Origin of the sequence: Limnohabitans parvus II-B4 (assembly GCF_003063455.1) — a bacterium.
Classification (GTDB): Bacteria; Pseudomonadota; Gammaproteobacteria; order Burkholderiales; family Burkholderiaceae_C; genus Limnohabitans_A; species Limnohabitans_A parvus.
The window spans coordinates 169595-195870 of the sequence record NZ_NESN01000002.1; the positions used below are offsets into that span (position 1 = coordinate 169595).

Consider the following 26276-nt stretch of genomic DNA (forward strand, 5'->3'; position numbering starts at 1 on the left):
ACCCCCTTCACATCCGGAACAGGCCGAACTTCGTTTCAGGGATCGGGGCATTGAGCGAGGCCGACAGGCCCAGCGCCAACACGCGTCGGGTGTCGGCCGGGTCGATCACGCCGTCGTCCCAGATGCGGGCGGTGGCGTAATAAGGGTGGCCTTGATCTTCGTATTGCTGCTTGATCGGCGCTTTGAAAGCCTCTTCTTCTTCCATGCTCCACTGGCCGCCCTTGCCTTCAATGCCGTCGCGCTTGACCGTGGCCAAGACGCTGGCCGCCTGCTCGCCGCCCATGACGCTGATGCGGGCGTTGGGCCACATCCACAAAAAGCGGGGGCTGTATGCGCGGCCACACATGCCGTAGTTGCCCGCGCCAAAGCTGCCGCCAATGATGATGGTGAACTTCGGCACAGCGGCCGTGGCCACGGCCGTGACCATCTTCGCGCCGTTGCGGGCGATGCCTTCGTTTTCGTACTTGCGGCCGACCATGAAGCCCGTGATGTTCTGCAAAAACACCAACGGGATCTTGCGCTGACAGCACAGCTCGATGAAGTGTGCCCCCTTCAAAGCCGACTCGCTGAACAAGATGCCGTTGTTGGCGATGATGCCCACGGGCATGCCTTCGATGCGGGCAAAGCCGCAAATCAAGGTGGTGCCAAAGCGCGATTTAAATTCGTCAAACTCCGAGCCATCGACGATGCGGGCGATGATTTCGCGCACATCAAAAGGCTTGCGCGTGTCGGTCGGGATCACGCCATACAGCTCTTGCGCATCGAACTTGGGCGGCACGGGGTCGTGTGTCGCGATATTGGGGGCCTTTTGCGCATTCAAATTCTTCACCGCTTGACGAGCCAAAGACAAGGCGTGCAGGTCGTTTTGCGCCAAATGGTCGGCCACGCCGGACAGGCGCGTGTGCACATCGCCACCACCCAAGTCTTCGGCGCTCACCACTTCACCCGTAGCGGCTTTGACCAACGGCGGGCCACCCAAAAAGATGGTGCCTTGGTTCTTGACGATGATGGTCTCGTCGCTCATCGCAGGCACATACGCGCCGCCCGCTGTGCACGAGCCCATGACCACCGCGATCTGCGCGATGCCTTGCGCACTCATATTGGCTTGGTTGAAAAAGATACGGCCAAAGTGGTCACGATCAGGAAAGACCTCGTCCTGGTTGGGCAAGTTGGCACCACCCGAGTCCACCAGATAAATACAAGGCAGGTGGTTTTGCTGCGCAATCTCTTGGGCACGCAAATGCTTCTTCACCGTCATGGGGTAGTAGGTGCCGCCCTTCACCGTGGCGTCGTTGCACACGATCATGCAGTCCACCCCGCTGACACGGCCAATGCCCACGATCACGCCCGAGCTGGGCGCGTCGTTGTTGTACATGTTGAGCGCAGCCAGCGGCGCGACTTCGAGGAAGGGCGTGCCGGGGTCGAGCAGCATTTGCACACGGTCACGCGGCAGCAGCTTGCCGCGGGCTGTGTGTTTGGCGCGAGGAGCCTCGCCACCACCTTGCGCCACGCGCTCTAGGTGGGTGCGCAGGTCGTCAACCAAGCCGCGCATGGCAGCGGCGTTGTGCTGAAAATCGGCGGAACGCGGGTTCAGTTGGGAGTACAAAACGGTCATGGTGCTTCCTTGGCAGCGCGCCACTCGGCCAAGCCAAGCAGCGCATCAAACGTGCAATGCCTGCCAGCTTACCGCCTGCAGGCGTCTTGCATGGCGTCAATGAGGTTGCAAATCGTGCCACAATCATCGCCACAATGAATACCGCAATCAGTGCCCTCCCCAGCCCGAACACGACAGGCCGCGCCGAAACGCCGATGGCTTTTGCCAAAGCCATAGTGACAGCCTATACACAGCGCGACATGGACCCGTCGATGGCGCTGAACGAGGCACAAATTGCGCCAAACTTACTGAACCAGGCAGACGCACGCATCACCGCCACGCAAATGGAATGGCTGTCCGCCACCGCCATGAAAGCGCTGGACGACGAAGCCCTGGGCTGGTTCAGCCGCCGCTTGCCTTGGGGCAGCTACGGCATGCTGGTGCGCGCGTCGCTGACCGCACCCAACTTGGGTGTGGCCTTGCAACGCTGGTGTCGCCACCACGGCCTGTTGACCGACGACATCCATTTGCAAATCACCCAAGAGCATGGCGTGGCACGTCTTGAACTGCACGAACACCGAGACTTGGGCGCATTGCAGGAATTTTGTGTAGTCTCGGTGCTGCGCAACGCGCTGGGCGTGGCCTGCTGGCTGACCGACTCGCGCATTCCACTGCTGCAAACCACCTTGCGCTTTGCATCGCCGCCACACGCGAACAGTTACCGCGTGCTTTTTGACGGGCCAAGCCAATTCAACGCTCCCCTGCACAGCCTGCAGTTTGATGCGGGCTACCTGAACCTGCCGGTGCGCCGCGACGAAGCTGCTTTGCAACGCATGCTCAAACGCGCCTTGTTGCTCACGGTACGCCCCTACCGGCGCGACCGCATGCTGGTCGAAAAAGTGCGACAGACCCTGGCCGAGCACCCCGAACACAGTCGCAATGCCGATGACCTGGCCGCTTGGCTGAACCTGTCGGCACGCACACTGCACCGCCAACTCAAGGAAGAAGGCGCCAGCCTGCAACAGCTGAAAGACGCTGTGCGCCGGGACCTGGCCATCGACCTGCTGCTGCGCACATCGCGTGGCATCAAACAGATTGCTTCAGAGGTGGGGTTTCAAAACGAAAAAAGCTTCATGCGGGCGTTCAAGACCTGGACGGGACAGACGCCCGAAGAGTTCAGATCGACCAAGACACACTGAACAGCCCCGACTGACGCCTAAGCCACCTTGTTCAAGCCAGCCGCAATTCGTGCATGCCGGCAAACACCCGTTGCGCCCCTGCCTGCAGCAATGGCGCATGGTCTACCAGTGGCGCGGCATAGGCCCACACGGTCGCGCCAGCCGCCACACCCGCCGTGATGCCCACGGTGCTGTCTTCGATCACCAGACAGCGTGCCGGGTCGATTTGCAAATGTGCTGCGGCGGCCAAATACACATCGGGGTGCGGTTTGCTGCGGGCCATTTCGTGGCCGCTGAAAATTCGGCCTTGAAAAAAGTCCATCAAACCCACTTGTTTGAGCATCATCTCGACCTTGAAGCGGTCCGCCCCTGAAGCCACCGCGATGCGGCCCTGGCAGTGGTCATGCAAATGCGCCACTGCATCGTGCACACCGTCGATGGCTGTGACGTTTTGCGTCAAACGCTCATTGCGACGGGCAAAAAACTGCTCCAACCAGGCATCGGTCAGCGGCTGCCCGGTATGCGCCTCGATGGTGTCGCGCTGGCTTTTGACGGTGTGCCCGACAAAGCGCTGCATGCACTCACCCAGCGTCATGCGCCAGCCTTGCTCTTCAAACATGTCACGCAGCACGCCGCAGGTGATGGCTTCGCTGTCCACCAGCACACCGTCGCAGTCAAAAAGGATGGCTTCAAAGTTCATGCGACGAATCATAAGTGCTCAGAGCACGTCACCATCCACATAAAACCAGCGACCGTCTTCGCGCACAAAGCGGCTGCGTTCGTGCTGGCGGATGGCCTTGCCGCCCACGCGAAAGCGGGCGATGAACTCGACTTCGGCGGTGTCCTGGCCCGTAGTGCGGCGCTGCTTGATCTGAAGCCCTAGCCATTTGGCACCAGCGTCCAACTCCAGCGTGGCGGGCCGTTGGCTGCTGTGCCAAGTGGCCAGCAAATACGGCGCGTCACCGCGCACAAAAGCGCTGTAGCGCGAGCGCATCAGGCTTTCGGCATCGGGTGCGTTTTGCTTGGCGTGGCATGGGCCGCAGCACGCGTCAAAGCTCAGTGCTTGGCCTTTGGGGGTGGTGCGGCCGCAGGGACAAGGCGATGCCATCAATGGCTTTTGCGCGAAGCGCTTTCGGCTTTGTGCTGCTCCAGTGTGACCATGGGGGCGTGGGCCTGCTTCCAGGCGGCGTAACCGCCGTCGATGTGGGCCACGTTGGTCATGCCCATGTCTTGCAGGGTTTTGGTGGCCAGTGCGCTGCGCCAGCCCGCACCACAAAACAGGATGAACTCCTTGCTTTCGTCAGCGAACACGGGCTTGAAGTACGGCGACTCGGGGTCGACCCAGAATTCGAGCATGCCACGTGGCGCGAGCAAGGCGCCGGGGAGCGTGCCTTCGCGTTCCAACTCGCGTGGATCGCGGATGTCGACGATCTGCACTTTCGGGTCAGTCAACCGGGCACGGACCTCGTCCACGCTGTAGGTGGTGACCTGGGCCATGGCTTCGTCAACCAGCGCCTGAAAACCTTTGGTAATGGGCATGCCGGGCTCCTCTTACAGCGCCCGCTGGATGATGATTTTTTGCACGTCGCTGGTGCCTTCGTAGATCTGGCACACGCGCACATCGCGGTAGATGCGCTCGACCGGGAAGTCGCTCACATAGCCGTAACCACCCAGCGTCTGGATGGCGGCAGAACATACCTTTTCGGCCACTTCGCTGGCAAACAGCTTGGCCATGGCGGCTTCCTTCAGGCAAGGGCGTCCTGCGTCGCGCAGGCTGGCCGCATGCCAGATCAGCTGGCGGGCCGCTTCGAGCTGCGTGGCGCATTCGGCCAGGCGAAAACCCACCGCCTGGTGGTTGAAGATGGCGGTGCCAAAGCTCTCGCGCTGCTTGGCGTAGTCGATGGCGACTTCGAGCGCACTGCGGGCCATGCCCAGGCTTTGCGCGGCGATGCCGATGCGACCGCCTTCCAGGCCGCCCAGGGCAATGCCATAGCCCTCGCCTTCTTTGCCAATCAGGTTCTCGGCCGGGATGCGGCAGTTGTCAAAGTTGATCTGTGCGGTGTCGCTGCTGTGCTGGCCCAGCTTGTCTTCGAGGCGCGCCACCACATAGCCCGGGGCGTTGGTCGGCACGAGGAAGGCGCTCATGCCCTTTTTGCCTGCGCCCTTGTCGGTCACGGCAATCACAATGGCCACGTCTCCGTTCTTGCCACTGGTGATGAACTGTTTGACGCCGTTGATGACGTAGCTGTCGCCGTCTTTCACCGCCGTCGTGCGCAAAGACGATGCATCGCTGCCCACATGCGGCTCGGTCAGGCAGAACGCGCCCAGCATCTCACCGCGCGCCAGTGGTTCGAGCCACTGCTTCTTTTGCTGTGCGTTGCCAAACTTCATCAAGATGGCGTTCACGGGACAATTGGTCACGCTGATCACGGTGCTGGTGCCGCCGTCACCGGCCGCGATCTCTTCGAGCACCAGCGCCAGCGTCACATAGTCCAGGCCCGCGCCGCCCAGCTCTTCGGGCACACAAATGCCATACGCACCCAGCTCGGCCAGGCCCTTGTGCACGCCTTTGGGAAAGTGGTGTTTTTTGTCCCACTCAGCGGCATGGGGCCACAACTCGCGCTGGGCAAAGTCGCGCACGGCGTCGCGGATCATTTCCTGGTCAGAGGTCAACAGCATGTCGGTCTTTCTTTATCGGTTCACCACGGCAGCGGCTGGCCGTCGTGGTTCAAAAATGCGCCTCGGTGTTTCGGGTCGCGTTGTTCAAGCACTTGGCTCAGGGTCTGGCGCAGGCTGCTCGCGCTTTGCTCGGGCGTCAGGGGCGCTTGTTCGCCACCCATATCGGTCTGCACCCAGCCGGGGTGGATGGCCAGCACGGTGATGTCGGGTTGCTCGGCCTGTGTACAACGCACCACCATGTTGAGCGCCGCCTTGCTCACGCGGTAAAGCGCGGCATTGCCGCTGGTGGTCTCTTGCAGGCTGCCCATGACCGAGCTGATGCAAGCGATCACGCCATGCGTCTCCTGCACCATGGGCACGACCTGGGGGATGACCTGCATCGCACCCATCACGTTGGTGTGCATGACGCCGTCAAAACTGTCGCGGGTGGGCGGCGTGTTGGCACTGGCGCGGTCCATGGCACCGGCCACATAAAGGGCCAGGTCGATTTTTTCGCCGTCCAGCTGCCAGGACAGTCCCGAGTTGCTGGCTGGGTTGGCCACATCCAGGCGCAAGGTTTGCACGCCCAAGGCCTTGAGACTGGCAAGCCCCTCATCAGAACGCGCGGTGGCGATCACGCGCCAGCCGTCTGCGAAGTACTGACGGGCCAGCTCGTGGCCGATGCCGCGTGAGGCGCCGATGAGGAGGACGGTGTTCATGTTGCCGCGTCTTGTAGGTCGGTGGCTTTAGCCCCGACATGTGCCTCTGAAAGAAAGATGTCGGAGCTGAAGCTCCGACCTACAGGGAACATCACACGAGTTCCAGCGCCACCGCCGTGCCTTCGCCGCCGCCGATGCACAGCGTGGCGAGACCCTTCTTGAGGCCACGGGCCTTGAGCGCGTGGATCAGCGTGACCATGATGCGGGCACCGGACGCGCCAATCGGGTGGCCCAATGCGCAGGCGCCGCCATTCACGTTGACCTTGTCGTGCGACACGTTCAGCTCTTTCATCAGCGCCATGGGCACCACGGCAAAGGCTTCGTTGACTTCCCACAGATCGACGTCTTCGACCTTCCAGCCGGCTTTGGCCAGCGCTTTTTGCGTCGCGCCCACCGGGGCGGTGGCAAACCACTCGGGCTCTTGCGCGTGGGTGGCGTGGCTCACGATGCGGGCCAGCGGCTTACAACCCAGCTTGGCAGCGGTGCTTTCGCGCATCAGCACCATGGCGGCCGCGCCGTCGTTGATGGACGAGCTGCTGGCGGCGGTGATGGTGCCATCTTTCTTGAAGGCAGGTTTGAGGCTGGTGATCTTATCGAGTTTGACTTTGCCCGGGCCTTCGTCGATGGACACCACGCGCTCGCCGCTGCGGTCTTTCACCGTCACAGGCGTGATCTCGGTGGCAAACGCGCCCGACTCGGTGGCGGCTTTGGCGCGCTGCACGCTGGTGGTGGCAAAGTGGTCTTGCTCGGCGCGGGTGAAGCTGTATTTGGCAGCGCAATCTTCGCCAAAAGTGCCCATGCTGCGGCCGGGCTCGTAAGCGTCTTCCAGGCCGTCGAGCATCATGTGGTCAAAGATGCGGTCGTGGCCCATGCGGTAGCCGCTGCGGCCTTTGAGCATCAAATACGGTGCATTGGTCATGCTCTCCATGCCCCCGGCCACCAGCACGTCGTGCGTGCCAGCGACCAGCATGTCGTGCGCGAACATGGCTGCACGCATGCCCGAGCCGCACATCTTGGACAGGGTCACCGCACCCGCGCTCTTGGGCAAACCGCCCTTGAAAGCGGCTTGGCGCGCAGGGGCCTGGCCCTGGCCTGCCATCAGGCAGTTGCCAAACAGCACTTCGGTGACGAGTTCCGGGCTGATACCGGCACGCTCGACGGCCGCCTTGATGGCTGCGCCACCCAGGTCATGGGCGGCCAGGCTGGCGAAGTCGCTTTGAAAGCTGCCCATAGGGGTGCGGGCAGCGCTGACGATGACGATGGGATCGGACATGGGGGTTCTCCAAAAAACTCAAAAAGAAATCAACTTTCGCTGGCTGAAGCCACGAAGGGAAGATGCCTGAAGGTGTACGCCGCGCATGTCCGTCATCGGCTTCACATGCCGCCGCGTGGATAACGCTTGAAAGCGCTGCGGAACACATTGACCACTTCACTGGCGTTGCTCATGGTCACGCCCAAGTCTTTGACCAGACCATTGTCCAGGCCATAAATCCAGCCGTGCACGGTGACCTTCTGGCCACGGCTCCAGGCGTCTTGCATGACGTTGGACAGGGCCACATTGCCCACCTGCTCAATCACGTTCATCTCGCACATGACCGATTCAAGCTCTTCTTGCGGCAAATGGTTCAGGCGTTGGCGGTGGCGCAGGCGCACGTCTTGCACATGGCGCAGCCAGTTGTCGGCCAAGCCCACGCGGGTGCCCCTGGTGGCGGCCAGCACACCGCCGCAGCCGTAGTGGCCGACCACCATGATGTGCTCGACCTTGAGGGCATCGACCGCATACTGGATGACCGACAAGGCGTTCAGGTCGGAATGCACCACCACGTTGGCCACGTTGCGGTGCACAAACACCTCGCCCGGGTCCAGCCCGGTGATCTGGTTGGCGGGCACACGGCTGTCCGAGCAGCCGATCCACAAATATTTGGGGTTCTGCTGATTCGCCAGGCGCGAGAAATACGCCGGGTTCTCCTGAACCATGCGTTCGGCCCAGGCCCGGTTGTTGTCAAAAAGGTGCTGTAGTGAGGTGCTCATGCGGTCATTGTCGCAGTGCAGCAAAAACTTTTGATGACTGCGGATTTCAGCAGGTTTCGGCAAACAGCTCGCGGCCGATCAGCATGCGGCGGATTTCGCTGGTGCCCGCGCCGATTTCGTACAACTTGGCATCGCGCCAGAGACGACCCAGCGGGTATTCGTTGATGTACCCGTTGCCGCCAAAAATCTGCACGCCCTCGCCCGCCATCCAAGTGGCTTTTTCGGCCGTCCACAAAATGACGCTGGCGCAGTCTTTGCGCACCTGACGCACATGCTCGGCACCCAGCAGGTCCAGGTTCTTGGCCACGGTGTAGGCGAAGCTGCGACCGGCTTGCAGCACGGTGTACATGTCGGCCACTTTGCCCTGGATCAGTTGGAACTCGCCAATGCTTTGGCCAAACTGCTTGCGGTCGTGGATATAGGGGATCACGTTGTCCATGACGGACTGCATGATGCCCAGCGGACCGCCCGTGAGCACGGCGCGTTCGTAGTCCAGGCCACTCATCAGCACCTTGGCACCGTTGTTCAGGCCACCCAAAATATTGGCTTCGGGCACTTCGACGTTGTTGAACACCAGCTCGCCCGTGTGGCTACCGCGCATACCCAGCTTGTCGAGCTTTTGCGCAATCGAAAAACCCTTCATGCCCTTTTCGATCAAAAAGGCCGTCACGCCCCGCGCACCGAGTTCTGGTTCGCTCTTGGCATAGACCACCAAGGTGTCGGCGTCAGGGCCGTTGGTGATCCACATTTTGGAGCCGTTGAGCAGGTAGTAACCGCCCTTGTCTTCGGCCTTGAGTTTCATGCTCAGCACGTCGGAGCCCGCGCCAGGTTCGGACATGGCCAATGCCCCCACATGCTCGCCGCTGATCAACTTGGGCAGGTATTTGGCGCGTTGTTCGGGCGTGCCGTTGCGCTTGATCTGGTTCACGCACAGGTTGGAGTGCGCGCCATAGCTCAGACCCACAGAGGCGCTGGCACGCGAGATTTCTTCCATCGCGATCATGTGCGCCAGATAACCCATGTTGGCACCGCCGTATTCCTCGCCCACGGTGATGCCCAGTACGCCCAAGTCGCCCATCTTGCGCCACAGGTCCATCGGGAACTGGTCGCTCTTGTCGATCTCGGCGGCGCGGGGGGCGATTTCGGATTGGGCGAAGTCACGCACCGCGTCGCGCAGGGCGTCGATGTCTTCACCGAGTTGGAAATTCAGGCCGGGCAGGTTGTTCATGGGGTCTCCTTGTGGGGGTCTTTTGAGGTTCAGCGCGCTACGCTGCGTCTTGAAACAGGGGTTAATACGTTTGGGGAACGGGTGCCACGGTCTGCTGCATCACCGCGCAGGGCGATGTTTTGCCATCGGCATCGATGTGAACCACCTCTGCCGACGTGACGATGACGCGACGTCCCGCTTTGAGCACTTTGCCGATGGCGCGAATTTCGCCCCCCTGCAAACTGTTCAGAAAATTGATTTTGTATTCCACGGTGACCACCTCCATGCCCTCGGGCGCCACCGTGAGAGCGGCGTAGCCGCCGGCAATGTCCGCCAGTGCGCCAATGGCGCCACCATGGAAGCCACCTTGCTGCTGGGTGAGCTTGTCGCTGTAGGACAGGGCCAACTCAACCTGCCCGGGCGTGGCCGACACCAAGCGCACGCCCAAGTGGGTCATCATGCCTTGACGGGCCAGGCTGAGGGCTACGCGCTCATGAGGAGATGGGGCTGTGGTCACATGAAATCCTGAAAGCAGTTCAGGGCAGAACTTTAATTGACGTTTACGTAAACGTCAATCAGGAAAACACCCAAATGCACGCCTTGTCTGCGCCGAATTCAAGCGGGATTTGTGGCTTTGGACGCCTTGTTCAGCAAACTGCGGGTCTCTTTTTCGTGGGTTTTGACCTCGTCCAGCGTCGCCTGCAGGTCGGCCAGTTGCGATTCGAGCTGGCGGCGGTGCTCGGCCAGCACCACCAGAAATTTCTTGAGCTGAGGGCCCGTGTCACGCGGACTGTCGTACATGTCGATCAGGTCCTTGGCCTCGGTGAGCGACAAGCCCAGGCGTTTGGCCCTGAGCGTCAGCTTCAGGCGGGTGCGGTCCCTGGCCGAATAAACCCGGTTGCGCCCACCCGGACCGGAGCGCTCGGGCTCGAGCAAACCCATGTCTTCGTAAAAACGGATGGCGCGGGTGGTCAGGTCAAATTCCTGGGCCAGATCGCTGATCGTGTACGTGTTCGCCATGGCGTGGAGGGTCCTTCGCTTGCTTGCGCAACGGAGACAGCTGGGTCAAAAACCGCCCCCTAGAATGTGATTTCATGTTTGACGTTAACGTTAACGTCAATGATCCGAATGCTAACCCAAACCACCTGACGCATGTCCACATTGCCCACAGCCCCCGTGATGCATCGACCAAAGGCCAGCGTCCAAACCCCACCTCTGCACTACCCCCTGGGCGAACAGTTGCCCGCCTCGGGTTCAGCCACCGAGGTGGCGCCAGGCATTTTCTGGTTGCGCATGGGCCTGCCCTTTGCGCTGAACCACATCAACTTGTGGTTATTGCGCGACCGCATGCCCCACCCCACAGAAGCGGGCGTGATGCAAGAGGGCTGGACGGCGGTGGACTGCGGGATCGACAACCCGGCCACACGAGAGGCCTGGCTGCAGGTGGCGCAATCGGTGCTGCAAGATCTGCCCATCCTGCGCGTGCTGGTGACCCACATGCATCCGGACCACATGGGCCTGGCGCATTGGCTGTGTGAACGCTGGCAAGCGCCTTTGTGGATCAGCACCAGCGAATACCAATCGGCCATGCTGGCTTGCAGCGGTCAATCCAACTTTGGTGGCGACGCGACCGTGAAATTCTTTGCCGCCCACGGCTGGATCAAACCCGACGAATTGGCCGTGGTCACCTCACGCGTGGGCTACTACCCCAGCATGGTGCCCAAGATACCGCCCAGTTTCGTGCGTCTCATGGCGGGCGCACCGGTCAAAATCGGCGAGCGAACCTGGCAATGCATCAGCGGCTTTGGCCATTCACCTGAGCACATGGCTTTGCACGATGCCCACCACCAGCTGCTGATCAGCGGCGACATGTTGCTGCCCTCGATTTCCACCAACGTCAGCGTGTACGCCATGGAGCCCGACAGCAACCCGCTGCAGCTGTTTCTGGACTCGCTGGACAAAATGGCCCACCTGCCGGACGAGACGCTGATCCTGCCCTCGCACGGGCGGCCATTCAAAGGGGCTGCCAGCCGCATTGCGCAATTGCGCGCCCACCATGACGAGCGTTTGAGCGAATTGCTGGAAGCCTGCAGCCAGCAGGCGCTCAGCGCGCACGATGCACTGCCTTTGATTTTCAGACGCGCTCTGGATGTCCACCAGACCACCTTTGCCATGGGCGAAGCCGTGGCCCATCTGAATTTGCTTTGGCTGGCTGGCCGACTGGCACGCTATCGCGGCACTGACGGCATTTACCGTTTCAGCACCGCTCAATCCTGAGCCAAGTCCACAGGCGCTTGCCGAAGGGCTTTGCGCCGCTGTGCGTAGTCCGGCATGACCTCACCCACGGTTTCCCAAAAGCGGGGGCTGTGGTTCATCTCGCGCAAGTGCGCCAGCTCGTGCACCACCACATAGTCGATCTGGCTGATGGGCAAGTGGATCAGCCGCCAATTGAGGCGGATGTGACCATCGTTGCGCGCACTGCCCCAACGGGTGCTGGCACTCGACAGGCTGAGCTTTTGCCAGCGCACACCCAGCAGGGGGGCAAAGTGGTGCAGACGCTGCTCAAACAAAGCTTTGGCCTGCTTCTTGAGCCACACCTGCGCAGCATCGCGCACCTGGGTCACCGAAGCCCCTGGCGGCACCGTGACAGGCAACACCTGATCCGGTGGAATGTCTTGCCCCAACACCCGGCCCACGCCGCGCTCGAGCACACACAGCTGAACCGTGCGCCCCAAAAAAGGCACCTCGGCGCCATGGCGCCACTCGATGGCTTTTTGGAATTGCTCGGTCTGCCGCTCTTTGAACTGCTGCAGCTTGGCCACGATCCAGGCCCCTTTTTCCTGCACGGCGGCATCCACCTCGCGCAGCGGCACCCAGTTGGGCGCGCGCACCACCAAGCCATCGGCGCCCACCATGAAGCCGATGCTCTTGCGACGCGAGCGCTCAAAACGGTAAGACACCAGCACCTCTTGCAACTGCGCATGGCGGTTGGCTGCGGGGTGTGTGAAGCCAGAGGAAACAGGAACAAGCGCGCCTGCGGCCAAGCCCGAATCAACCACAGGAGAACGGTGGTCTGACGGCGGCGCATCCGCATCCCGTTGCGATGGGGCTGGCGTGGCGGGTATGGTCTGTGCAGGCCCGGACGCACGACCGGACGCTGGCATCACGGGATCTCCCCCCGTGAAAAAATCCAGCACAAATTGCAAAGGCGCACGCATGGTTTGCCTGCCCCGGGCCTCAGTGGACCACGGATTGCGGATAAGCCTCGGGGTCGAGGCGGTGCATTTCGGACTCGATCCAGATCTCGACTTCCAGCATCAACTCTTCAGCACTGCGACCTTCACTGGAGATGGCTTTGCCGATCGAGATGTCCACCACGCCGGGGGTCTTCACGAACGCACGTGTCGGCCAGCAGCGGGCCGATGTGACCGCAATCGGGATGACGGGCACACCGGCTGCGATGGCCAAGCGTGCGCCACCGCTTTTGTACTCGCCTTTTTGGCCCCGAGGAATGCGCGTGCCCTCCGGAAACATGATCACCCAAACGCCCTCTTCCATCAGGCGGCGGCCTTGCTGCACCACTTTGGCAAAGGCGCGCGAGCGCTGCTTGCGGTCAATGTGGATCATGTCCAAGCGGCCCATGGCCCAGCCAAAAAACGGCACACTGAGCAGCTCTTTCTTGAACACATAGGCCAGCGGGTGCGGCATGATCGCAGGCATGACAAAGGTCTCCCAGGTGGACTGGTGTTTGACCAGCAAGACCGCCGGGTCTTTGCTGCCTTGAGGCAGGTTTTCCATGCCCTGAATGCGGTTTTGAATGCCCAGAATCCAAGTGCCGCTGTTCACCGCCAGACGCAGCCATGCGGCACAAATCCAGTACAGGCGTGTGCTGCTGACAAAGTAAGAGATGACGACCACAAACAGCGCCCAAGGGATGACCGTGATGGTCATCCAGACAAGGTGAGCGATCGAGCGAAGAAAATTCATGGCGTATGGCGATTCAGAGCTGAGACATGGAAGAAGCATCACCCAAGAGGTGATCCACAAAGGCAGCCAGGTCGGCGTGCACTCGGGTGTTGGCCGGGAACTTCGGTGGCAAAGCCTGGTTCTGCATGTCAGGGTGGCGTCCCGTCAGCACGAGGTGCGGCGCACACCCGGCGGCCTGCGCAGCCTCCATGTCACGCAAGCTGTCACCCACATAAGGCACCCCCGCCAAATCGATGCCGTAACGCTCCTGAATCTGCATCAACAAACCGGGCGCTGGTTTGCGGCAGGCACAGCCTTCGTCCGGCGCGTGCGGGCAATAAAAAATGGCGTCAATGCGCCCGCCAGCTGCGGCCAGATTTTTCAGCATGTGCCCATGCACCGCATTCAGCGCCGCCATGTCAAACAAGCCACGACCCAAGCCCGACTGGTTGGTCGCCAAAACCACGTGAAAACCGGCATGGTTCAGGCGACTGATGGACTCCAGCGCGCCAGGCAAGGGGTGCCATTCATCAGGGGACTTGACGAACTCGTCACTGGCCCGGTTGATGGTGCCATCGCGGTCCAGAATGACGAGTTTGATTTGCATGGCCGTTGCGGGATCAAGCAGCCAAACGCGACAAGTCGGCCACGCGGTTCATCGCCACGTGCAGGCTTTTGAGCAGGCCCTGGCGGTTCAGGCGCAGGTCCATTTCTTCGGCGTTGACCATCACGTCGTCAAAGAAGGCATCGACCGGCGCGCGCAGCGCGGCCAAGGTTTGCAAGCTGGCGGTGTAGTCACCGGCCTTGAACTGCGCCTCGGATTCGGGCAACAGCTTTTGCATGACGGCGTAGAGGTTTTTCTCGGCGTCTTCCTGCAGCAAGGCTGTGTTCACATGCGCGTCCACCTCCCCGGCTTTTTTCAGGATGTTGCCGATGCGCTTGTTGGCAGCAGCCAAAGCGGGGCTTTCGGGCAGGGCAGCAAAGGCGCGCACGGCCGACAGGAACTGGTTGACCTGACCCAAGCGGGCCGGACGCAGGGCCATAACGGCATCGACCTCTTGCGCGCTGAAGCCTTGCTCGCGCAAGCTGCCAGACAGGCGGTCGTAAATGAAGTCGATCAGCGCATCGGCGTTGCCCGAAATCTTGTCGCCGAACACGGGCGTGGAGAGGGCCAACAATTCGGGCAAGCCCAGCGCCACGTCTTTTTCGATCAGCATGCGGATCACGCCCAAGGCATGACGGCGCAGCGCGAACGGGTCTTTGTCGCCCGTGGGTACGTTGCCAATGCCGAACATGCCGACCAGGGTTTCGAGCTTGTCGGCCAGCGCCACCACCAGGCCCACATTGTTGCGCGGCAACTCGTCGCCCGCAAAGCGCGGCTTGTAGTGGTCTTCAATCGCCTCGGCCACTTCGGTGGACTGGCCGTCGTGGCGGGCGTAATAGCCACCCATGATGCCTTGCAGCTCTGGGAATTCACCCACCATGTCGGTCAGCAAATCGGTCTTGGCCAGGCGGGCGGCCTGCTCGGCTTGCTGCGCCAGGGCGTCACCGCCCACTTGTTGGCCAATGGCCTTGGCGATGGCGCAAACCCGCGCCATGCGCTCGCCCTGCGTGCCCAGCTTGTTGTGATAGACCACCTTGGACAGGCCTTCGACGCGCGATTCAAGCGTCTTTTTGCGGTCCTGATCGAAGAAGAATTTGGCATCGGCCAGGCGCGGGCGCACCACGCGCTCGTTGCCGCCGATCACAAACGATGCGTCGTCAGGGGTGATGTTGCTCACCACCAAGAAGCGGTTCGTCAGCTTGCCCGAGGCATCGATCAGCGGGAAGTATTTCTGGTTGGCCTTCATCGTGAGGATCAGGCACTCCTGCGGCACATCCAAGAACTCGGTCTCGAACTGGCAAGTCAGCACATTGGGTCGCTCGACCAGCGCGGTCACTTCGTCCAGCAGGGCCTCGTCTTCGATCGGACGGGCGCCGTTGCCCACCTCGGCGGCTGCCGCGTTCAGCTGGCGCACGATCTCGGCTCGGCGCTCGGCAAAGCTGGCAATGACCGAGCCGTCGCGCTTGAGCACGTCGTCGTACTGGTCGGCGTGCGGCAAAACCACGGGCGAGACCTTGGCTTCAAAGCGGTGACCTTGCGTGCTGTTGCCCGCCGTCAGGCCCAGCGCCTTGACCGGCACCACGGTACTGCCGTGCAGGGCGATCAGGCTGTGCGCGGGGCGCACAAAATTGACGCTGCTCCAGCCGGGCAACTCGCAGTCGGTTTCCAGCTGGTACTGCATGACTTTGGGAATCGGCAGTTTGGCCAAGGCTTCATCGAGCGCCTTTTGCAGGCCAGCAGCCAAGGTCGCGCCCTTGACCACGCTGTCGTAAAACAAGGCGTCGGCCTTGCCGTCGGGTGCGCGCTTGAGCGCGGCCACAGCGGCAGCCGGGTCGCTCACGTCTGCGCCCAAGGCTTGCAGTTTTTTCAACAGTGCAGGTGTCGCGTTGCCAGCTGCGTCCAAGCCCACAGCCACAGGCATCAGCTTTTGCTGAACCGCTTTGTCGGCGGCCTGCGCCAGGACGCCGCGCACATGGGCAGCCAGACGGCGAGGCGAGGCGAATGCCGTCACCACTGCGTCGGCAGCGGCCAGGCCTTGGGCCTTGAGTTGTTCGGCCAGCACGCCCGAAAAGGCCGCACCCAACTTGTTGAGCGCCTTGGGCGGCAGCTCTTCCACAAACAGTTCTACCAGCAGATTTTGTGTCGTCATGTCGTTCTCCCTCACGCTGCTTTCTTGGGCATTTGAGCAACCCATTCACGCGGGGCCATCGGGAAGTCCAGACGTTCGCGGCTTTCGTAATAGCTCTGGGCCACACTGCGGGCCAGATTGCGGATGCGGCCGATGTAGGCTGCGCGTTCGGTCACGCTGATCGCGCCGCGCGCGTCCAGCAGGTTGAAGGTGTGCGCGGCCTTGAGCACTTGCTCGTAGGCGGGCAGCGCCAGCTGCGCGCCCATGAGGTGCTGGGCTTGCTTTTCGTGCGCACCAAAGGCGGTGAACAAGAACTCGGCGTCGCTGTGCTCGAAGTTATAAGTCGACTGCTCGACTTCGTTTTGCTTGTACACATCGCCGTAGGTCAAACCGTCGGTCCATTGCAGGTTGTAGACGTTGTCCACGCCTTGCAGGTACATGGCCAGGCGTTCCAGGCCATAGGTGATCTCACCCGTGATCGGTTTGCAGTCGATGCCGCCCACTTGTTGGAAGTAGGTGAACTGGGTCACTTCCATGCCGTTGAGCCAGACTTCCCAGCCCAGGCCCCAGGCGCCGAGCGTCGGGTTTTCCCAATCGTCTTCGACGAAGCGGATGTCGTTTTTCTTCAGGTCAAAGCCCAGCGCTTCGAGCGAGCCCAGGTAGAGCTCGAGGATGTTGCTGGGTGCAGGCTTCAAAACGACCTGAAACTGGTAGTAGTGCTGCAGGCGGTTGGGGTTTTCGCCATAGCGGCCATCTTTGGGGCGGCGGCTGGGCTGCACGTAGGCGGCCTTCCATGGCTCGGGGCCGATGGCGCGCAAGAACGTGGCGGTGTGGCTGGTGCCCGCACCGACTTCCATGTCGTAGGGCTGGAGCAAGGCGCAACCCTGGGCGTCCCAGTATTGCTGCAATTTGAGAATGATTTGCTGGAAGGTCAACATGGCCGAAGCGTTGCCAGCAGCGAGCTGGCGAGGGTTGGATGGGCGCAGGCTTTGCGCAAACCCTTGATTTTACGGTCTTTGCTGGGTGCAAACGGCCTGATCGCGCGGACGCCACTGCACCCGTCAGATCAAGTCTGTCCAGCCCAAGCCCGTCCAGCGCCCCGGAAATCAGGCCGTCAGACCGACCGGCGACGCCACAGGGCAAGCCCCACCACCGCACAGCACAGACCCCAAAACGGCCACAAGCCGCAAGCAGCTGCCCAACGCGCGTAGGGTGTCAAGCCCTCACGACCTTCGTATCGGCCAACCAGGCTGCTACGGGTAAAGCGCGGCAATTGGTCGGTCACGCGACCTTGGTGGTCAATGATGGCGGTGGCGCCTGTGTTGGTGGCGCGCAGCATGGGCCGGCCCAGCTCCATGGCACGCATGCGCGAGATATTCAGGTGCTGGTCAACCGCCAAGGTGTCGCCAAACCAGGCGATGTTGCTCACGTTCACCAAGGCGGTGGGGGCCTGAACGGGGTCTTTGAACCGTGCAGCCAACTCTTCGCCAAACAGATCTTCGTAGCAAACATTGGGGGCCAAGCGCTGACCTTGCCAGGAAACCGAGGGCTGATCCCATCCGCCCGAGCGGAAATCACCCAAAGGAATGTTCATCATGCGCACAAACCAGACAAAACCAGGCGGCATGAACTCACCAAAAGGCACCAGGTGCGATTTGTCGTAGCGGTAATCCGGCAAACCGGCAGGCCCCAAAGCCACCACCGAGTTGGTGTAGCCCTGCGCCACATTGCCCAGAGGCACGCCCACAAGGGCCAGAGGCCGACCAGGCCGGGAAAAATGCTGCTGCAAACCGGACCAATAGCCTTCAGGCAAATACCGAGGCAACAAAGGGACGGCCGTCTCGGGCGCCACCACCAGCGCTTGTTGGCTGTTACGCAGCTGAGCGTCGTACCACTGCAGCGCATCGCGGATGCCGCTGCCCACGTCAAATTTGATATTTTGGGAAATATTGGCCTGCAGCAACTCCACCTGCCCGAACCCGGCCGAAGTGGTCAAAGGGGGGGCAAAAGACTGCAGCCCCCAGGAGACGGCCAGCACAGCGACCAAGGGCTTGATCGCCCGCAGCCGCCAACCCGACAAGGCCAAGCGCATGGACAACCAGGCAGCCAAGGCCCCCATGCCATACACCCCCACCCAAGGTGCCCAAACCGCCAACACACCATCGACATGTGCGTAACCGCCCGCACCCCAAGGAAAGCCCGTTAACCAGCGCCCCCGCATGAGTTCGGCCAAAGTCCACAAAGCCGCAAACAAGGCACTGGCCAATCCTGGCCGATGGCGCAGCCCCTTCCCTGCCAAACCCACCCACACCGCGCAAGCTGCGGCGTAATAGAGCGCCAAGGCGGACGCCAAAGCCAACACCGCCAGCCCAGCCAAAGGGGCAGGCAAACCGCCCACATCATGCATGGACACATACAGCCACCAAAAACACCCTGTGAGCCACGCGGTGGCAAAAAAACCCCCGACCCAAGCCGCTTGTTTGCCTGAAGACCGTGCTCGATTCACAGGATGGGCGATGCGCGCCAGACCTGCGGCCAACACGGTCAGGCTCAAGACCTGCAGCCAGCCTTGCGCCTGACCACTGCCCGGCATGGCAACAGACGCCGCCTGTGCGGCACCGGCCAAAGCGGGCCACACGGCTGGCAAGCCGCGAGCGCGCTCAGGGCCGAAATTCATGCCTTGGGCTCTGGCGTCGAGGTGAGGGAAACCGGCGACACCTTGAACCAGCGCACAGCGCCCGCACGGGTGTGCAAGACCACAAACTGCAGGCCCGCCAAAACATACTTTTCGCCACGGCGCGGCACATGGCCCATTTCGTGGGCGATCAGGCCGCCGATGGTGTCAAAGTCAGGGCCCTCCGCGTCCTCACGGGCTTCTTGCAAATTCACGCCAAACGCCTCGCTGACCCGGTCCAGCGACGTGTCGCCACTGACCCGAAAGCTGCGGTCGGGCAGACCAAAAATATCGCCTTCATCGTCGGCAATGTCGAATTCGTCTTCGATCTCGCCCACAATTTGCTCCAGCACGTCCTCAATCGTGATGAGGCCTGCCGTGCGCCCAAACTCGTCGATGACGATGGCCAGGTGGTTGCGGTTGTCGCGGAACTGGCGCAATAAATCGTTGAGGCCTTTGCTCTCAGGCACAAAAACAGCCGGGCGCAACAGCGCGCGGATGTTCAATTCGGGCGCACGCTGCAGTTTGAGCAGATCTTTGGCCAGCAAAATGCCGATGATGTTTTCTTTTTCGCCCTCAAAGACCGGAAAGCGCGAGTGCGCGGTCTCAATGACCTGGTGCAACAACTGGTCAAATGGGTCTTCAATGTCCAGCAGGTCCATCCGGGGTGCGGCCACCATCACATCGCCGGCAGTCATGTCGGCCATGCGGATCACGCCTTCGAGCATCAGACGGCTCTCGGCATTGATGATGTGGTTGTCCTCGGCTTCGGCCAAGGTTTCGATCAGCTCGTCGGCAGAGTCAGGACCGGGGTGGATGAATTCGGCGAGTTTTTGCAAGAAACTGCGCTTGTCTTCGCGCTCGGGGTGGCGCGCAGGATGGGGGTCGGACACAGTCAGAGAGTGCAGGACATGCTGTTATGGCTAAGCCTCTAGGATAGCGGATTCACATGACACTCAGCCATTCAAGGCTTGTGCACCGTGTGACGGGCATCACGCACCCCTTGGCGAATCTCTTGCACCGTGGCCAGCCATTTGCGAAATTGCTGCGCCTGGTTTTTCAGCTGGTAATCCAATTCGGCCATCTGCTCTTGCATCAAGCCGCTCAGCTGGCTGTCCAGCGTGGCCTCGGGCAAGGTCAGGTAAGCCTCGCTTTCGCTGCCATCGCGTTGCACCCTGGCTCCGGCGTGGCGCGCAATTTTGAGCATGGCCACGTTTTCACTCAGCGCATGAATGAAGATCATGCTCACGCCTTGGTTGCGGGCATGCATCACGGCGTGTTTAAAAAGACGGGCCCCCAAGCCTTTGCCGCGCTGGTGCGACGCGACCGACACACCAAACTCGGCACAAGTGGCCCACTGCGGATCAACCGAAAACGCCAAATGCGCCATGGCCACCAACGCCAACCGGCGGTTGAACACCCCGAAAATTTCATCGCGGTCAAAGTTCAGGCCCAGCACATAGCGCTCAATCTGCTCGTCGGTCGCGGGGTAACCAAAACGCAGATAACGGTCCTCCGGCGCCAAGGACAGCAAATGCTTGAGGATGCGGGGCTTGTGGCGTCGCGACAAAGACCGGATGGGAATCCACCCCCCGAAAAAACGTGGCGTGCCACGCCCCACAGGACCGCCCATGTCAACGCCCGAGATCCAGCGTCGCCAAAGTCGGCGCCAGAATCCGGGAGGGGAGGTTGCAGGGGTGTTCATAGAGTGGCTCGGGTTTTCCCTTATTTTGCACCCAATCTCTCGCCCTTGTCTGTGCTGGTTATTTGTCGCCTGAGAGACCTTATCCAGCCTCGATGGGGAATTGCCCGATCACACTTTGGCCAACAGATGGTGACAATGAAAGGATCGAGGAGAACAAACGATGGAACGTATTTGGCTGAAGAACTACCCCCCCGGCGTCCCGCATGACATTGACCCGGACCAATACAGCAGCCTGACCGACTTGCTGGAGACCGCTTTCCGTGAGCACGGCAACAGCCCGTTTTCGGTCTGCATGGACCGCTGGATGAGCTACAAGGAGCTGGACGAGCTGTCCAAAGCCCTGGGGGCGTGGCTTCAGGACAAAGGTTTGGCACCCGGCAGCCGCGTGGCCATCATGCTGCCGAATTTGCCCCAGTTTGCAGTCACCATGGCGGCGATCTTGCGCGCCGGTTACACCTGCGTGAACGTCAACCCGCTCTACACCGCAAGGGAGCTGCAGCACCAACTCAAAGACTCGGGCGCCACAACCATTGTGATTCTCGAAAATTTTGCGTCCACCTTGCAAGATGTGATCGAGCACACGTCCATTCAACATATGGTGGTGGCCTCCATTGGCGACCTGCTCGGGCCCTGGTATGGCCGCTGGATGACCTTTGCCGTTCGCCATCTGGCCAAAATGGTGCCCGAGTTCGAGCTGCCTTTGGCGGGTGGGCGTACCGTGACCCCATTCAAGAAAGCCATTGCCCAAGGTCGCCACCTGAGCCTCAAGCCCGTGCCACAGACCTTGGATGACACCGCCTTCTTGCAGTACACAGGCGGCACCACCGGACTGTCCAAGGGCGCAGTATTGACGCACCGCAACATCGTGGCGGCCATCTTGCAAGCTGAAGGCTGGTTCACCCCGGCCCTGGCCAGCATTGGCGATCTGCGCAAAGTCAACAGCATTGCCGCTTTGCCGCTGTACCACATCTTTGCTTTGACGCTGTGCTTGCTGGCCATCCGCCAAGGCTCGCACCTCACACTGGTGCCCAACCCGCGCGATTTTGGCAAGTTCATTGACGTGCTCAAGCAACGCCCCTTCCACATGCTGCCAGGCGTGAACACCTTGTTCAACGCCCTGATGCAACACCCCATGTTCAAGACGATCGACTTTTCCTCGCTGCGCTTGACCCAAGCGGGCGGCATGGCGGCATCCGAGGGAACGGCCAAGCACTGGCAAGCCGCCACGGGCAGCGCCATGATCGAAGGTTGGGGCATGAGCGAAACCTGCGCCATTGGCACGAACAACCCCGTCACACAAACCCACTTCAGCGGCAACATCGGCTTGCCCCTGCCCAGCATCGACATCGCCATCAAGGACGACGCGGGCCAAACCTTGCCCGTGGGCAGCTCGGGTGAAATTTGCATCCGTGGCCCCAACGTGATGACGGGTTATTACCAGCAGCCCGAAGAAAACGCCAAAACCTTCACCGCCGATGGCTTCATGCGTACAGGCGATGTGGGCATCATGGACCATGAGGGCTTCACGCGCATCGTGGACCGCAAGAAAGACATGATCATCGTCAGCGGCTTCAATGTCTTCCCAAGCGAGCTGGAAAACGTCATCTCGACTTGTCCGGGCGTTGTGGAGTGTGCTGTGGTGGGCATCGCCGACACGATGCAGGGTGAAACCATCAAAGTGTTTGTGGTGCGCAACGACCCCTTGCTCACGGAAGAAGCCGTGTCGCGCTTCTGTCACGACAACCTGACCGGCTACAAGCGCCCCAAATACATCGAATTCCGTGACGAACTGCCCAAATCCAACGTCGGCAAAATCTTGCGCCGGGAATTGCGCAGCAACAAATAACGCAGCTGCACACGAATGACCACCCTCGTTTCTTTGCCTGCAGGCGTGACCGTATTGGAACGCGGCTGGCTGTCTGCCAACAACGTTTTGCTGTGCGATGCAGACAACGCCACGCTGGTAGACAGCGGTTACGTCACCCACCAGGAGCAAACCTTGGCCTTGGTGGCGCAAGCCTTGCAAGGCCGCACGCTCGACCAATTGGCGAACACGCACTTACACAGTGACCATTGCGGCGGCAATCAGGCCTTGCAAGCGCGCTACCCTGCGCTGAAAACCTGGATACCCCCTGGCTTGGCTCCTGCCGTTCACACCTGGTGCGAAGACGAGTTGAGCTACAAGCCCACGGGACAAAACTGCCCCCCTTTCTCATTCACCGGCTTGCTCCAGCCAGGCTCCTCGCACCGCTGGGCGAATATGGACTGGGAAGTGCATGCGGCGCCGGGGCATGACCCGCATTCCGTCATCTTGTTCGCCCCGGAACACCGCTTGCTGATGTCGGCCGATGCACTTTGGCAAAACGGTTTTGGCGTGGTGTTCCCCGAATTGGTCGGGGTGGATGCATTTGACGAAGTGGGACAGACCCTCGACCTGATTGAAAGGCTCCAACCGGCCACCATCATTCCAGGGCATGGTGCCGTCTTCACCGAAATCGCGCCCGCCTTGGCGCTGGCCCGCAGCAAACTCGAAAGCTTTGCCCAAAATCCCGAGCGCCATGCGCGCTACGGCACCAAGGTGTTGCTCAAATTCAAACTGCTGGAATGGGGGCAAATCTCCAAAGCCGAATTCAGCGCCTGGGCTTTGGGCGTGCCCTACATGAATGACTTGCACCGCCGCTTTGGCCAAGGCCACGACGTGAACACCTGGCTGGACATGATGCTCTCTGAACTGGAACGCAGTGGGGCCCTGGAAGTTCACGGCGACACATTGCACGACGCCTGATTGAGGGGTACAAAAAAAACCGCCCGAAGGCGGTTTGAACACACTGAATGCCTGGTCAGGCACCGCAGGTGGTCAGGCTTTTTTGGCCCAAGCAGAGCACCAGGCTTTGGCCGCCACTTGTTTGCCTGCAAACAGCGGGCAAGCACCTGCTGCAGCACCGGCTTTGGCCTGGAACAACGCACAGTTGGCGCAATTCGAGCCGGCGACGAACTTAGGATTTTTGGCCTTGTCCACTTTGGTGCCATCGGCTTTGTAAGCCAAGCCTGCAGCTTGAGGGTCTTTTTCGTCCACCATGGCTTGCGCAGAAGCCTCGCTGGCCACCACCAAAGTGCTGGCCGCTGTGGCCACTTGCATCATGAAGACACGGCGGCTGGAATTAGAAGACATGAAACGTGAAGACATAGGGCACTCCTTAGCGCAATTTGCCAGAACATACTGGATGCCGAATTGTGAGCCATGCCAGCACCACTGTCTGCAAGACAGCGATAGTTGAGCAATTTGCATGGCGAATCGCCCTTTGCGGCCAATACCCACACTTAAAACTGAAATGAATAAGAAAATTCCTCTATATTTAATTTAAGAATATAATGAGATTTGCTTGCGACTTCGCGAGTCACAACCAGCGAGGGGCTCGCCAAAGTCCCACCACGCAAACAGCAAGAAACCGCGTCATGGACAGACGCCACGACTTGCCAATGCACCAACACCCCAATAAAGGTGCCCTTGCCTGCAAGGCAAGGCACTTTTCCCGGCGGAATCTCTCAGGAAACCGCCATTCCATGCGGACAGGTTGATTTGAAAACCTGCACGCCACCTCTCTGAAAGGCTCAACCATGAGCAGCAAAATTTACGTGGGCAACTTGCCTTACACCATCGACGACGCCAGCTTGCGTCAAAACTTTTCTGAATTTGGCGGCGTTCTGTCGGCCAAAGTCATGATGGACCGCGACACCGGTCGCTCCAAAGGCTTCGCGTTTGTCGAAATGTCCAGCGCCGAAGAAGCCCAAGCCGCCATCGCCGGTCTGAACGGCATGTCGGTCAGCGGTCGTTCGATCGTGGTGAACATCTCCAAGCCCAAAGAGCCGACCACCGGCTACGGCAGCGGTTACCGCGACAACCGCAACTGATCCTTTTCAGTTGCGCATGAAAAAGCCGCTCCTGTGAGCGGCTTTTTCTTTGGTGAATCGGGCTCGGCCATCAAACCACCGCATTGAACTGCAGCGCCGCCAAGCTGGCGTACAGCCCACCCTTGGCTTGCAGTTCGGCGTGGGCGCCCTGCTCCATCAGGCGCCCACGCTCGAGCACCCAGATCACATCAGCGCGCTGCACCGTGGCCAGGCGGTGCGCAATGACCAGCGTGGTGCGGCCGACCATGGCTTTGTCCAGTGCAGCCTGCACCATTTTTTCGCTCTGTGCGTCAAGCGCGCTGGTGGCTTCGTCCAGCAGCAAGAGCGGCGGGTTTTTCAAAATGGCCCGCGCGATCGCGATGCGTTGGCGCTGCCCACCCGACAAGCGCACACCCCGGTCGCCCAGGTAAGTATCAAAGCCCTCCGGCAGTTCGCGGATGAACTCTTGCGCATAAGCGGCTTCAGCAGCAGCGTGCACGTCGTCCAGGCTGGCGTCGGGGCGGCCGTAGCGGATGTTCTCGATCACCGTGCCAGAAAATATCACCGGATCCTGCGGCACGATGGCCATACGCTCGCGCAGGTCATGCAGGTCCATCTGGTCGATGGGCAAGCCGTCCAGCACGATGCGGCCCGACTGCGGGTCATGAAAGCGCATCAGCAAATCGAACAGCGTGGTCTTGCCTGCGCCGCTTGGGCCCACCACGGCCACGGTCTGCCCCGGGTGGATTTGACCTGTCAATTGGTCTAGCGCCCAGGTGTCGGGGCGTGAGGGGTAGTGAAACCGCACCGACTCCAGCTGAAGCGAAGAACCGCCCTGCGGCCAGGGCGCTTGTTGCGGTTGGGCTGCGATCTTGAGGTTGGACTCGGTGTGCAGCAACTCCATCAGTCGCTCGGTCGCGCCCGCTGCGCGCAGCAAATCGCCATACACCTCGCCCAGCACTGCAAAGGCGCTGGCCAGCAAGATCACATAAAACACCGTCTCGCCCAGCTGTCCCGCCGTGCTGGTACCCGCCCGCACCGCCAGCGTGCCCATGTACAGCCCCCACAGCAGCACCGCACTCGATGCCATGATGATGAAGCCCACCAGCACGGCCCGTGCGCGGATGCGGCCCAGTGCGGTGCCCAAAGCTCGGGCGGTCGAATCGATGAAGCGGCGGGTTTCACGGCCCTCGGCCGTGTAGCTTTGCACCACGCTGATGGCATTCAGCACCTCGGAGGCGATGGCGCTCGAATCGGCCACCCGGTCCTGGTTGGCCCGAGACAGGCGGCGCACACGCCGGCCCAGGTACACACTGGGGAAGATGACCGCAGCCAAGACCACCACCACCTGCAGCATGAGCACCGGATTGGTCCAGACCAGCATCACCAACGCACCCGCACCCATGACCAGGTTGCGCAAGCCCATCGAAAACGACGAGCCCACCACGGTCTGCACCAAAGTGGTGTCGTTGGTCAGGCGCGAGAGCACTTCGCCCGATTGCGTGGTTTCAAAGAATGCCGGGCTTTGTTTCAGCACATGGCCGTACACCGCATTGCGCAGGTCGCCGGTGATGCGCTCGCCCAGCCAGCTCACGGTGTAGTAACGCCCTGAAGAAAACACCGCCAAAGCCGCTGCCACGCCAAACAACTGCAAAAAATTGCCCGACAACTGATCGGCCGTGGCCCCGGTGGACAGGCCTTGGTCAATCAACTGGCGCAAGACCCAGGGAAATGCCAGCGTAGTGCCTGCGGCCAACAGCAAAAACAAGCCCGCCAGGACAAGCGCCCACCGATATGGCTTCAAAAATGGGGCGAGCCCTGTGAGCGATTGAGGAGATGCAGACATGTGTATACCCAGCAAGCACAGCGTAGGTGCAGTATGTTGACACCAATAAAAAAAGCCCGCCAATGTGCGGGCTTT

Annotated in this window: 26 protein-coding genes; 5 read left to right on the top strand and 21 right to left on the bottom strand. The window is 61.0% G+C overall.

The features are described 5' to 3' along the window. Positions 1 to 7: 7 nt before the first annotated feature. A complete protein-coding gene (locus tag B9Z37_RS05385) occupies positions 8 to 1615 on the bottom strand; it encodes a carboxyl transferase domain-containing protein (protein WP_108312527.1) in 1608 nt (535 codons plus the stop codon). A gap of 134 nt (positions 1616 to 1749) precedes the next feature. Between B9Z37_RS05385 and B9Z37_RS05390 the strand changes: the two genes are divergently transcribed. Beyond that, a complete protein-coding gene (locus B9Z37_RS05390) occupies positions 1750 to 2793 on the top strand; it encodes an AraC family transcriptional regulator (RefSeq protein ID WP_108312027.1) in 1044 nt (347 codons plus the stop codon). Between the two features lie 31 nt (positions 2794 to 2824). On the opposite strand, the gene B9Z37_RS05395 is transcribed toward B9Z37_RS05390, so the two are convergent. The 10 genes from B9Z37_RS05395 to B9Z37_RS05440 all read right to left on the bottom strand — a co-directional run bounded on the left by B9Z37_RS05395 (position 2825) and on the right by B9Z37_RS05440 (position 10407). Then, positions 2825 to 3472, bottom strand: a complete 648-nt coding sequence (locus B9Z37_RS05395; protein WP_108312528.1) for an HAD family hydrolase — start codon at positions 3470 to 3472, stop codon at positions 2825 to 2827. An 18-nt stretch (positions 3473 to 3490) separates the two neighbouring features. Continuing rightward, on the bottom strand, positions 3491 to 3880 hold the full coding sequence (locus B9Z37_RS05400; protein WP_108312028.1) for a YchJ family protein: 390 nt from the start codon (positions 3878 to 3880) through the stop codon (positions 3491 to 3493). Then, on the bottom strand, positions 3880 to 4311 hold the full coding sequence (locus B9Z37_RS05405; RefSeq protein ID WP_108312029.1) for a rhodanese-like domain-containing protein: 432 nt from the start codon (positions 4309 to 4311) through the stop codon (positions 3880 to 3882). Before B9Z37_RS05405 ends, B9Z37_RS05400 begins: the two co-directional genes overlap by 1 nt. A 12-nt stretch (positions 4312 to 4323) precedes the next feature. Further along, positions 4324 to 5451 (bottom strand): acyl-CoA dehydrogenase family protein, encoded by a 1128-nt coding sequence (locus B9Z37_RS05410; RefSeq protein WP_108312030.1) that lies wholly within the window; start codon positions 5449 to 5451, stop codon positions 4324 to 4326. A gap of 20 nt (positions 5452 to 5471) precedes the next feature. Then, positions 5472 to 6149, bottom strand: coding sequence for an SDR family oxidoreductase (locus B9Z37_RS05415; protein ID WP_108312031.1), 678 nt, complete (start codon positions 6147 to 6149; stop codon positions 5472 to 5474). Between the two features lie 91 nt (positions 6150 to 6240). Then, on the bottom strand, positions 6241 to 7422 hold the full coding sequence (locus B9Z37_RS05420; protein ID WP_108312032.1) for an acetyl-CoA C-acyltransferase: 1182 nt from the start codon (positions 7420 to 7422) through the stop codon (positions 6241 to 6243). Positions 7423 to 7523: 101 nt separating this feature from the next. Further along, entirely contained in the window at positions 7524 to 8180 is a 657-nt protein-coding gene (can, locus tag B9Z37_RS05425; protein WP_108312529.1) for a carbonate dehydratase, read from the bottom strand. 46 nt (positions 8181 to 8226) lie between these two features. Further along, on the bottom strand, positions 8227 to 9408 hold the full coding sequence (locus tag B9Z37_RS05430; protein WP_108312033.1) for an isovaleryl-CoA dehydrogenase: 1182 nt from the start codon (positions 9406 to 9408) through the stop codon (positions 8227 to 8229). 61 nt (positions 9409 to 9469) lie between these two features. Beyond that, on the bottom strand, positions 9470 to 9904 hold the full coding sequence (locus tag B9Z37_RS05435; protein ID WP_108312034.1) for a PaaI family thioesterase: 435 nt from the start codon (positions 9902 to 9904) through the stop codon (positions 9470 to 9472). Between the two features lie 98 nt (positions 9905 to 10002). After that, positions 10003 to 10407 carry a MerR family transcriptional regulator gene (locus tag B9Z37_RS05440; RefSeq protein WP_108312035.1) on the bottom strand — a complete coding sequence of 135 codons (405 nt, stop codon included), beginning with the start codon at positions 10405 to 10407 and terminating at the stop codon, positions 10003 to 10005. Positions 10408 to 10539: 132 nt separating this feature from the next. On the opposite strand from B9Z37_RS05440, the gene B9Z37_RS05445 reads away from it, so the two are divergent. Then, on the top strand, positions 10540 to 11664 hold the full coding sequence (locus B9Z37_RS05445) for an MBL fold metallo-hydrolase (RefSeq protein WP_108312036.1): 1125 nt from the start codon (positions 10540 to 10542) through the stop codon (positions 11662 to 11664). Here the strand turns inward: B9Z37_RS05445 and B9Z37_RS05450 are convergent. The 8 genes from B9Z37_RS05450 to B9Z37_RS05485 all read right to left on the bottom strand — a co-directional run bounded on the left by B9Z37_RS05450 (position 11655) and on the right by B9Z37_RS05485 (position 20392). Further along, positions 11655 to 12551: a M48 family metallopeptidase gene (locus B9Z37_RS05450; protein WP_338066581.1), complete on the bottom strand. Its 897-nt coding sequence runs from the start codon at positions 12549 to 12551 to the stop codon at positions 11655 to 11657. The genes B9Z37_RS05445 and B9Z37_RS05450 overlap by 10 nt on opposite strands. Positions 12552 to 12624: 73 nt before the next feature. Then, a complete protein-coding gene (locus tag B9Z37_RS05455; protein ID WP_108312038.1) occupies positions 12625 to 13374 on the bottom strand; it encodes a lysophospholipid acyltransferase family protein in 750 nt (249 codons plus the stop codon). Positions 13375 to 13387: 13 nt separating this feature from the next. After that, positions 13388 to 13960, bottom strand: a complete 573-nt coding sequence (gmhB, locus tag B9Z37_RS05460) for a D-glycero-beta-D-manno-heptose 1,7-bisphosphate 7-phosphatase (RefSeq protein WP_108312039.1) — start codon at positions 13958 to 13960, stop codon at positions 13388 to 13390. A 13-nt stretch (positions 13961 to 13973) separates the two neighbouring features. Further along, positions 13974 to 16106, bottom strand: a complete 2133-nt coding sequence (gene glyS / locus B9Z37_RS05465) for a glycine--tRNA ligase subunit beta (RefSeq protein WP_108312040.1) — start codon at positions 16104 to 16106, stop codon at positions 13974 to 13976. Between the two features lie 11 nt (positions 16107 to 16117). After that, the gene (gene glyQ, locus B9Z37_RS05470) at positions 16118 to 17023 is read right to left on the bottom strand and encodes a glycine--tRNA ligase subunit alpha (protein WP_089952531.1); all 906 of its coding nucleotides are present in this window, start codon (positions 17021 to 17023) and stop codon (positions 16118 to 16120) included. A 176-nt stretch (positions 17024 to 17199) separates the two neighbouring features. Further along, positions 17200 to 18762, bottom strand: coding sequence for an apolipoprotein N-acyltransferase (gene lnt / locus B9Z37_RS05475; RefSeq protein WP_108312041.1), 1563 nt, complete (start codon positions 18760 to 18762; stop codon positions 17200 to 17202). Beyond that, complete coding sequence (locus B9Z37_RS05480; RefSeq protein WP_108312042.1) at positions 18759 to 19652, bottom strand: HlyC/CorC family transporter; 894 nt, start codon at positions 19650 to 19652, stop codon at positions 18759 to 18761. The genes lnt and B9Z37_RS05480 overlap by 4 nt, the downstream gene beginning before the upstream one ends. 71 nt (positions 19653 to 19723) lie before the next feature. Further along, positions 19724 to 20392, bottom strand: a complete 669-nt coding sequence (locus B9Z37_RS05485; RefSeq protein WP_240606658.1) for a GNAT family N-acetyltransferase — start codon at positions 20390 to 20392, stop codon at positions 19724 to 19726. A 232-nt stretch (positions 20393 to 20624) separates the two neighbouring features. On the opposite strand from B9Z37_RS05485, the gene B9Z37_RS05490 reads away from it, so the two are divergent. Both B9Z37_RS05490 and B9Z37_RS05495 read left to right on the top strand, forming a co-directional pair. After that, positions 20625 to 22310, top strand: a complete 1686-nt coding sequence (locus B9Z37_RS05490; RefSeq protein ID WP_108312043.1) for an AMP-binding protein — start codon at positions 20625 to 20627, stop codon at positions 22308 to 22310. A 15-nt stretch (positions 22311 to 22325) separates the two neighbouring features. Next, positions 22326 to 23249 carry an MBL fold metallo-hydrolase gene (locus B9Z37_RS05495; RefSeq protein ID WP_108312044.1) on the top strand — a complete coding sequence of 308 codons (924 nt, stop codon included), beginning with the start codon at positions 22326 to 22328 and terminating at the stop codon, positions 23247 to 23249. Positions 23250 to 23321: 72 nt separating this feature from the next. Here B9Z37_RS05495 and B9Z37_RS05500 read toward each other — a convergent pair whose 3' ends face one another. Continuing rightward, a complete protein-coding gene (locus tag B9Z37_RS05500) occupies positions 23322 to 23651 on the bottom strand; it encodes a high-potential iron-sulfur protein (RefSeq protein WP_407067221.1) in 330 nt (109 codons plus the stop codon). A 431-nt stretch (positions 23652 to 24082) separates the two neighbouring features. Here B9Z37_RS05500 and B9Z37_RS05505 point away from each other — a divergent pair, with 431 nt between their 5' ends. Then, positions 24083 to 24376, top strand: coding sequence for an RNA recognition motif domain-containing protein (locus tag B9Z37_RS05505; protein ID WP_108312045.1), 294 nt, complete (start codon positions 24083 to 24085; stop codon positions 24374 to 24376). A 70-nt stretch (positions 24377 to 24446) separates the two neighbouring features. Here the strand turns inward: B9Z37_RS05505 and B9Z37_RS05510 are convergent, their stop codons facing one another. Then, positions 24447 to 26201, bottom strand: coding sequence for an ABC transporter transmembrane domain-containing protein (locus B9Z37_RS05510; protein ID WP_108312046.1), 1755 nt, complete (start codon positions 26199 to 26201; stop codon positions 24447 to 24449). Positions 26202 to 26276 lie beyond the last annotated feature (75 nt).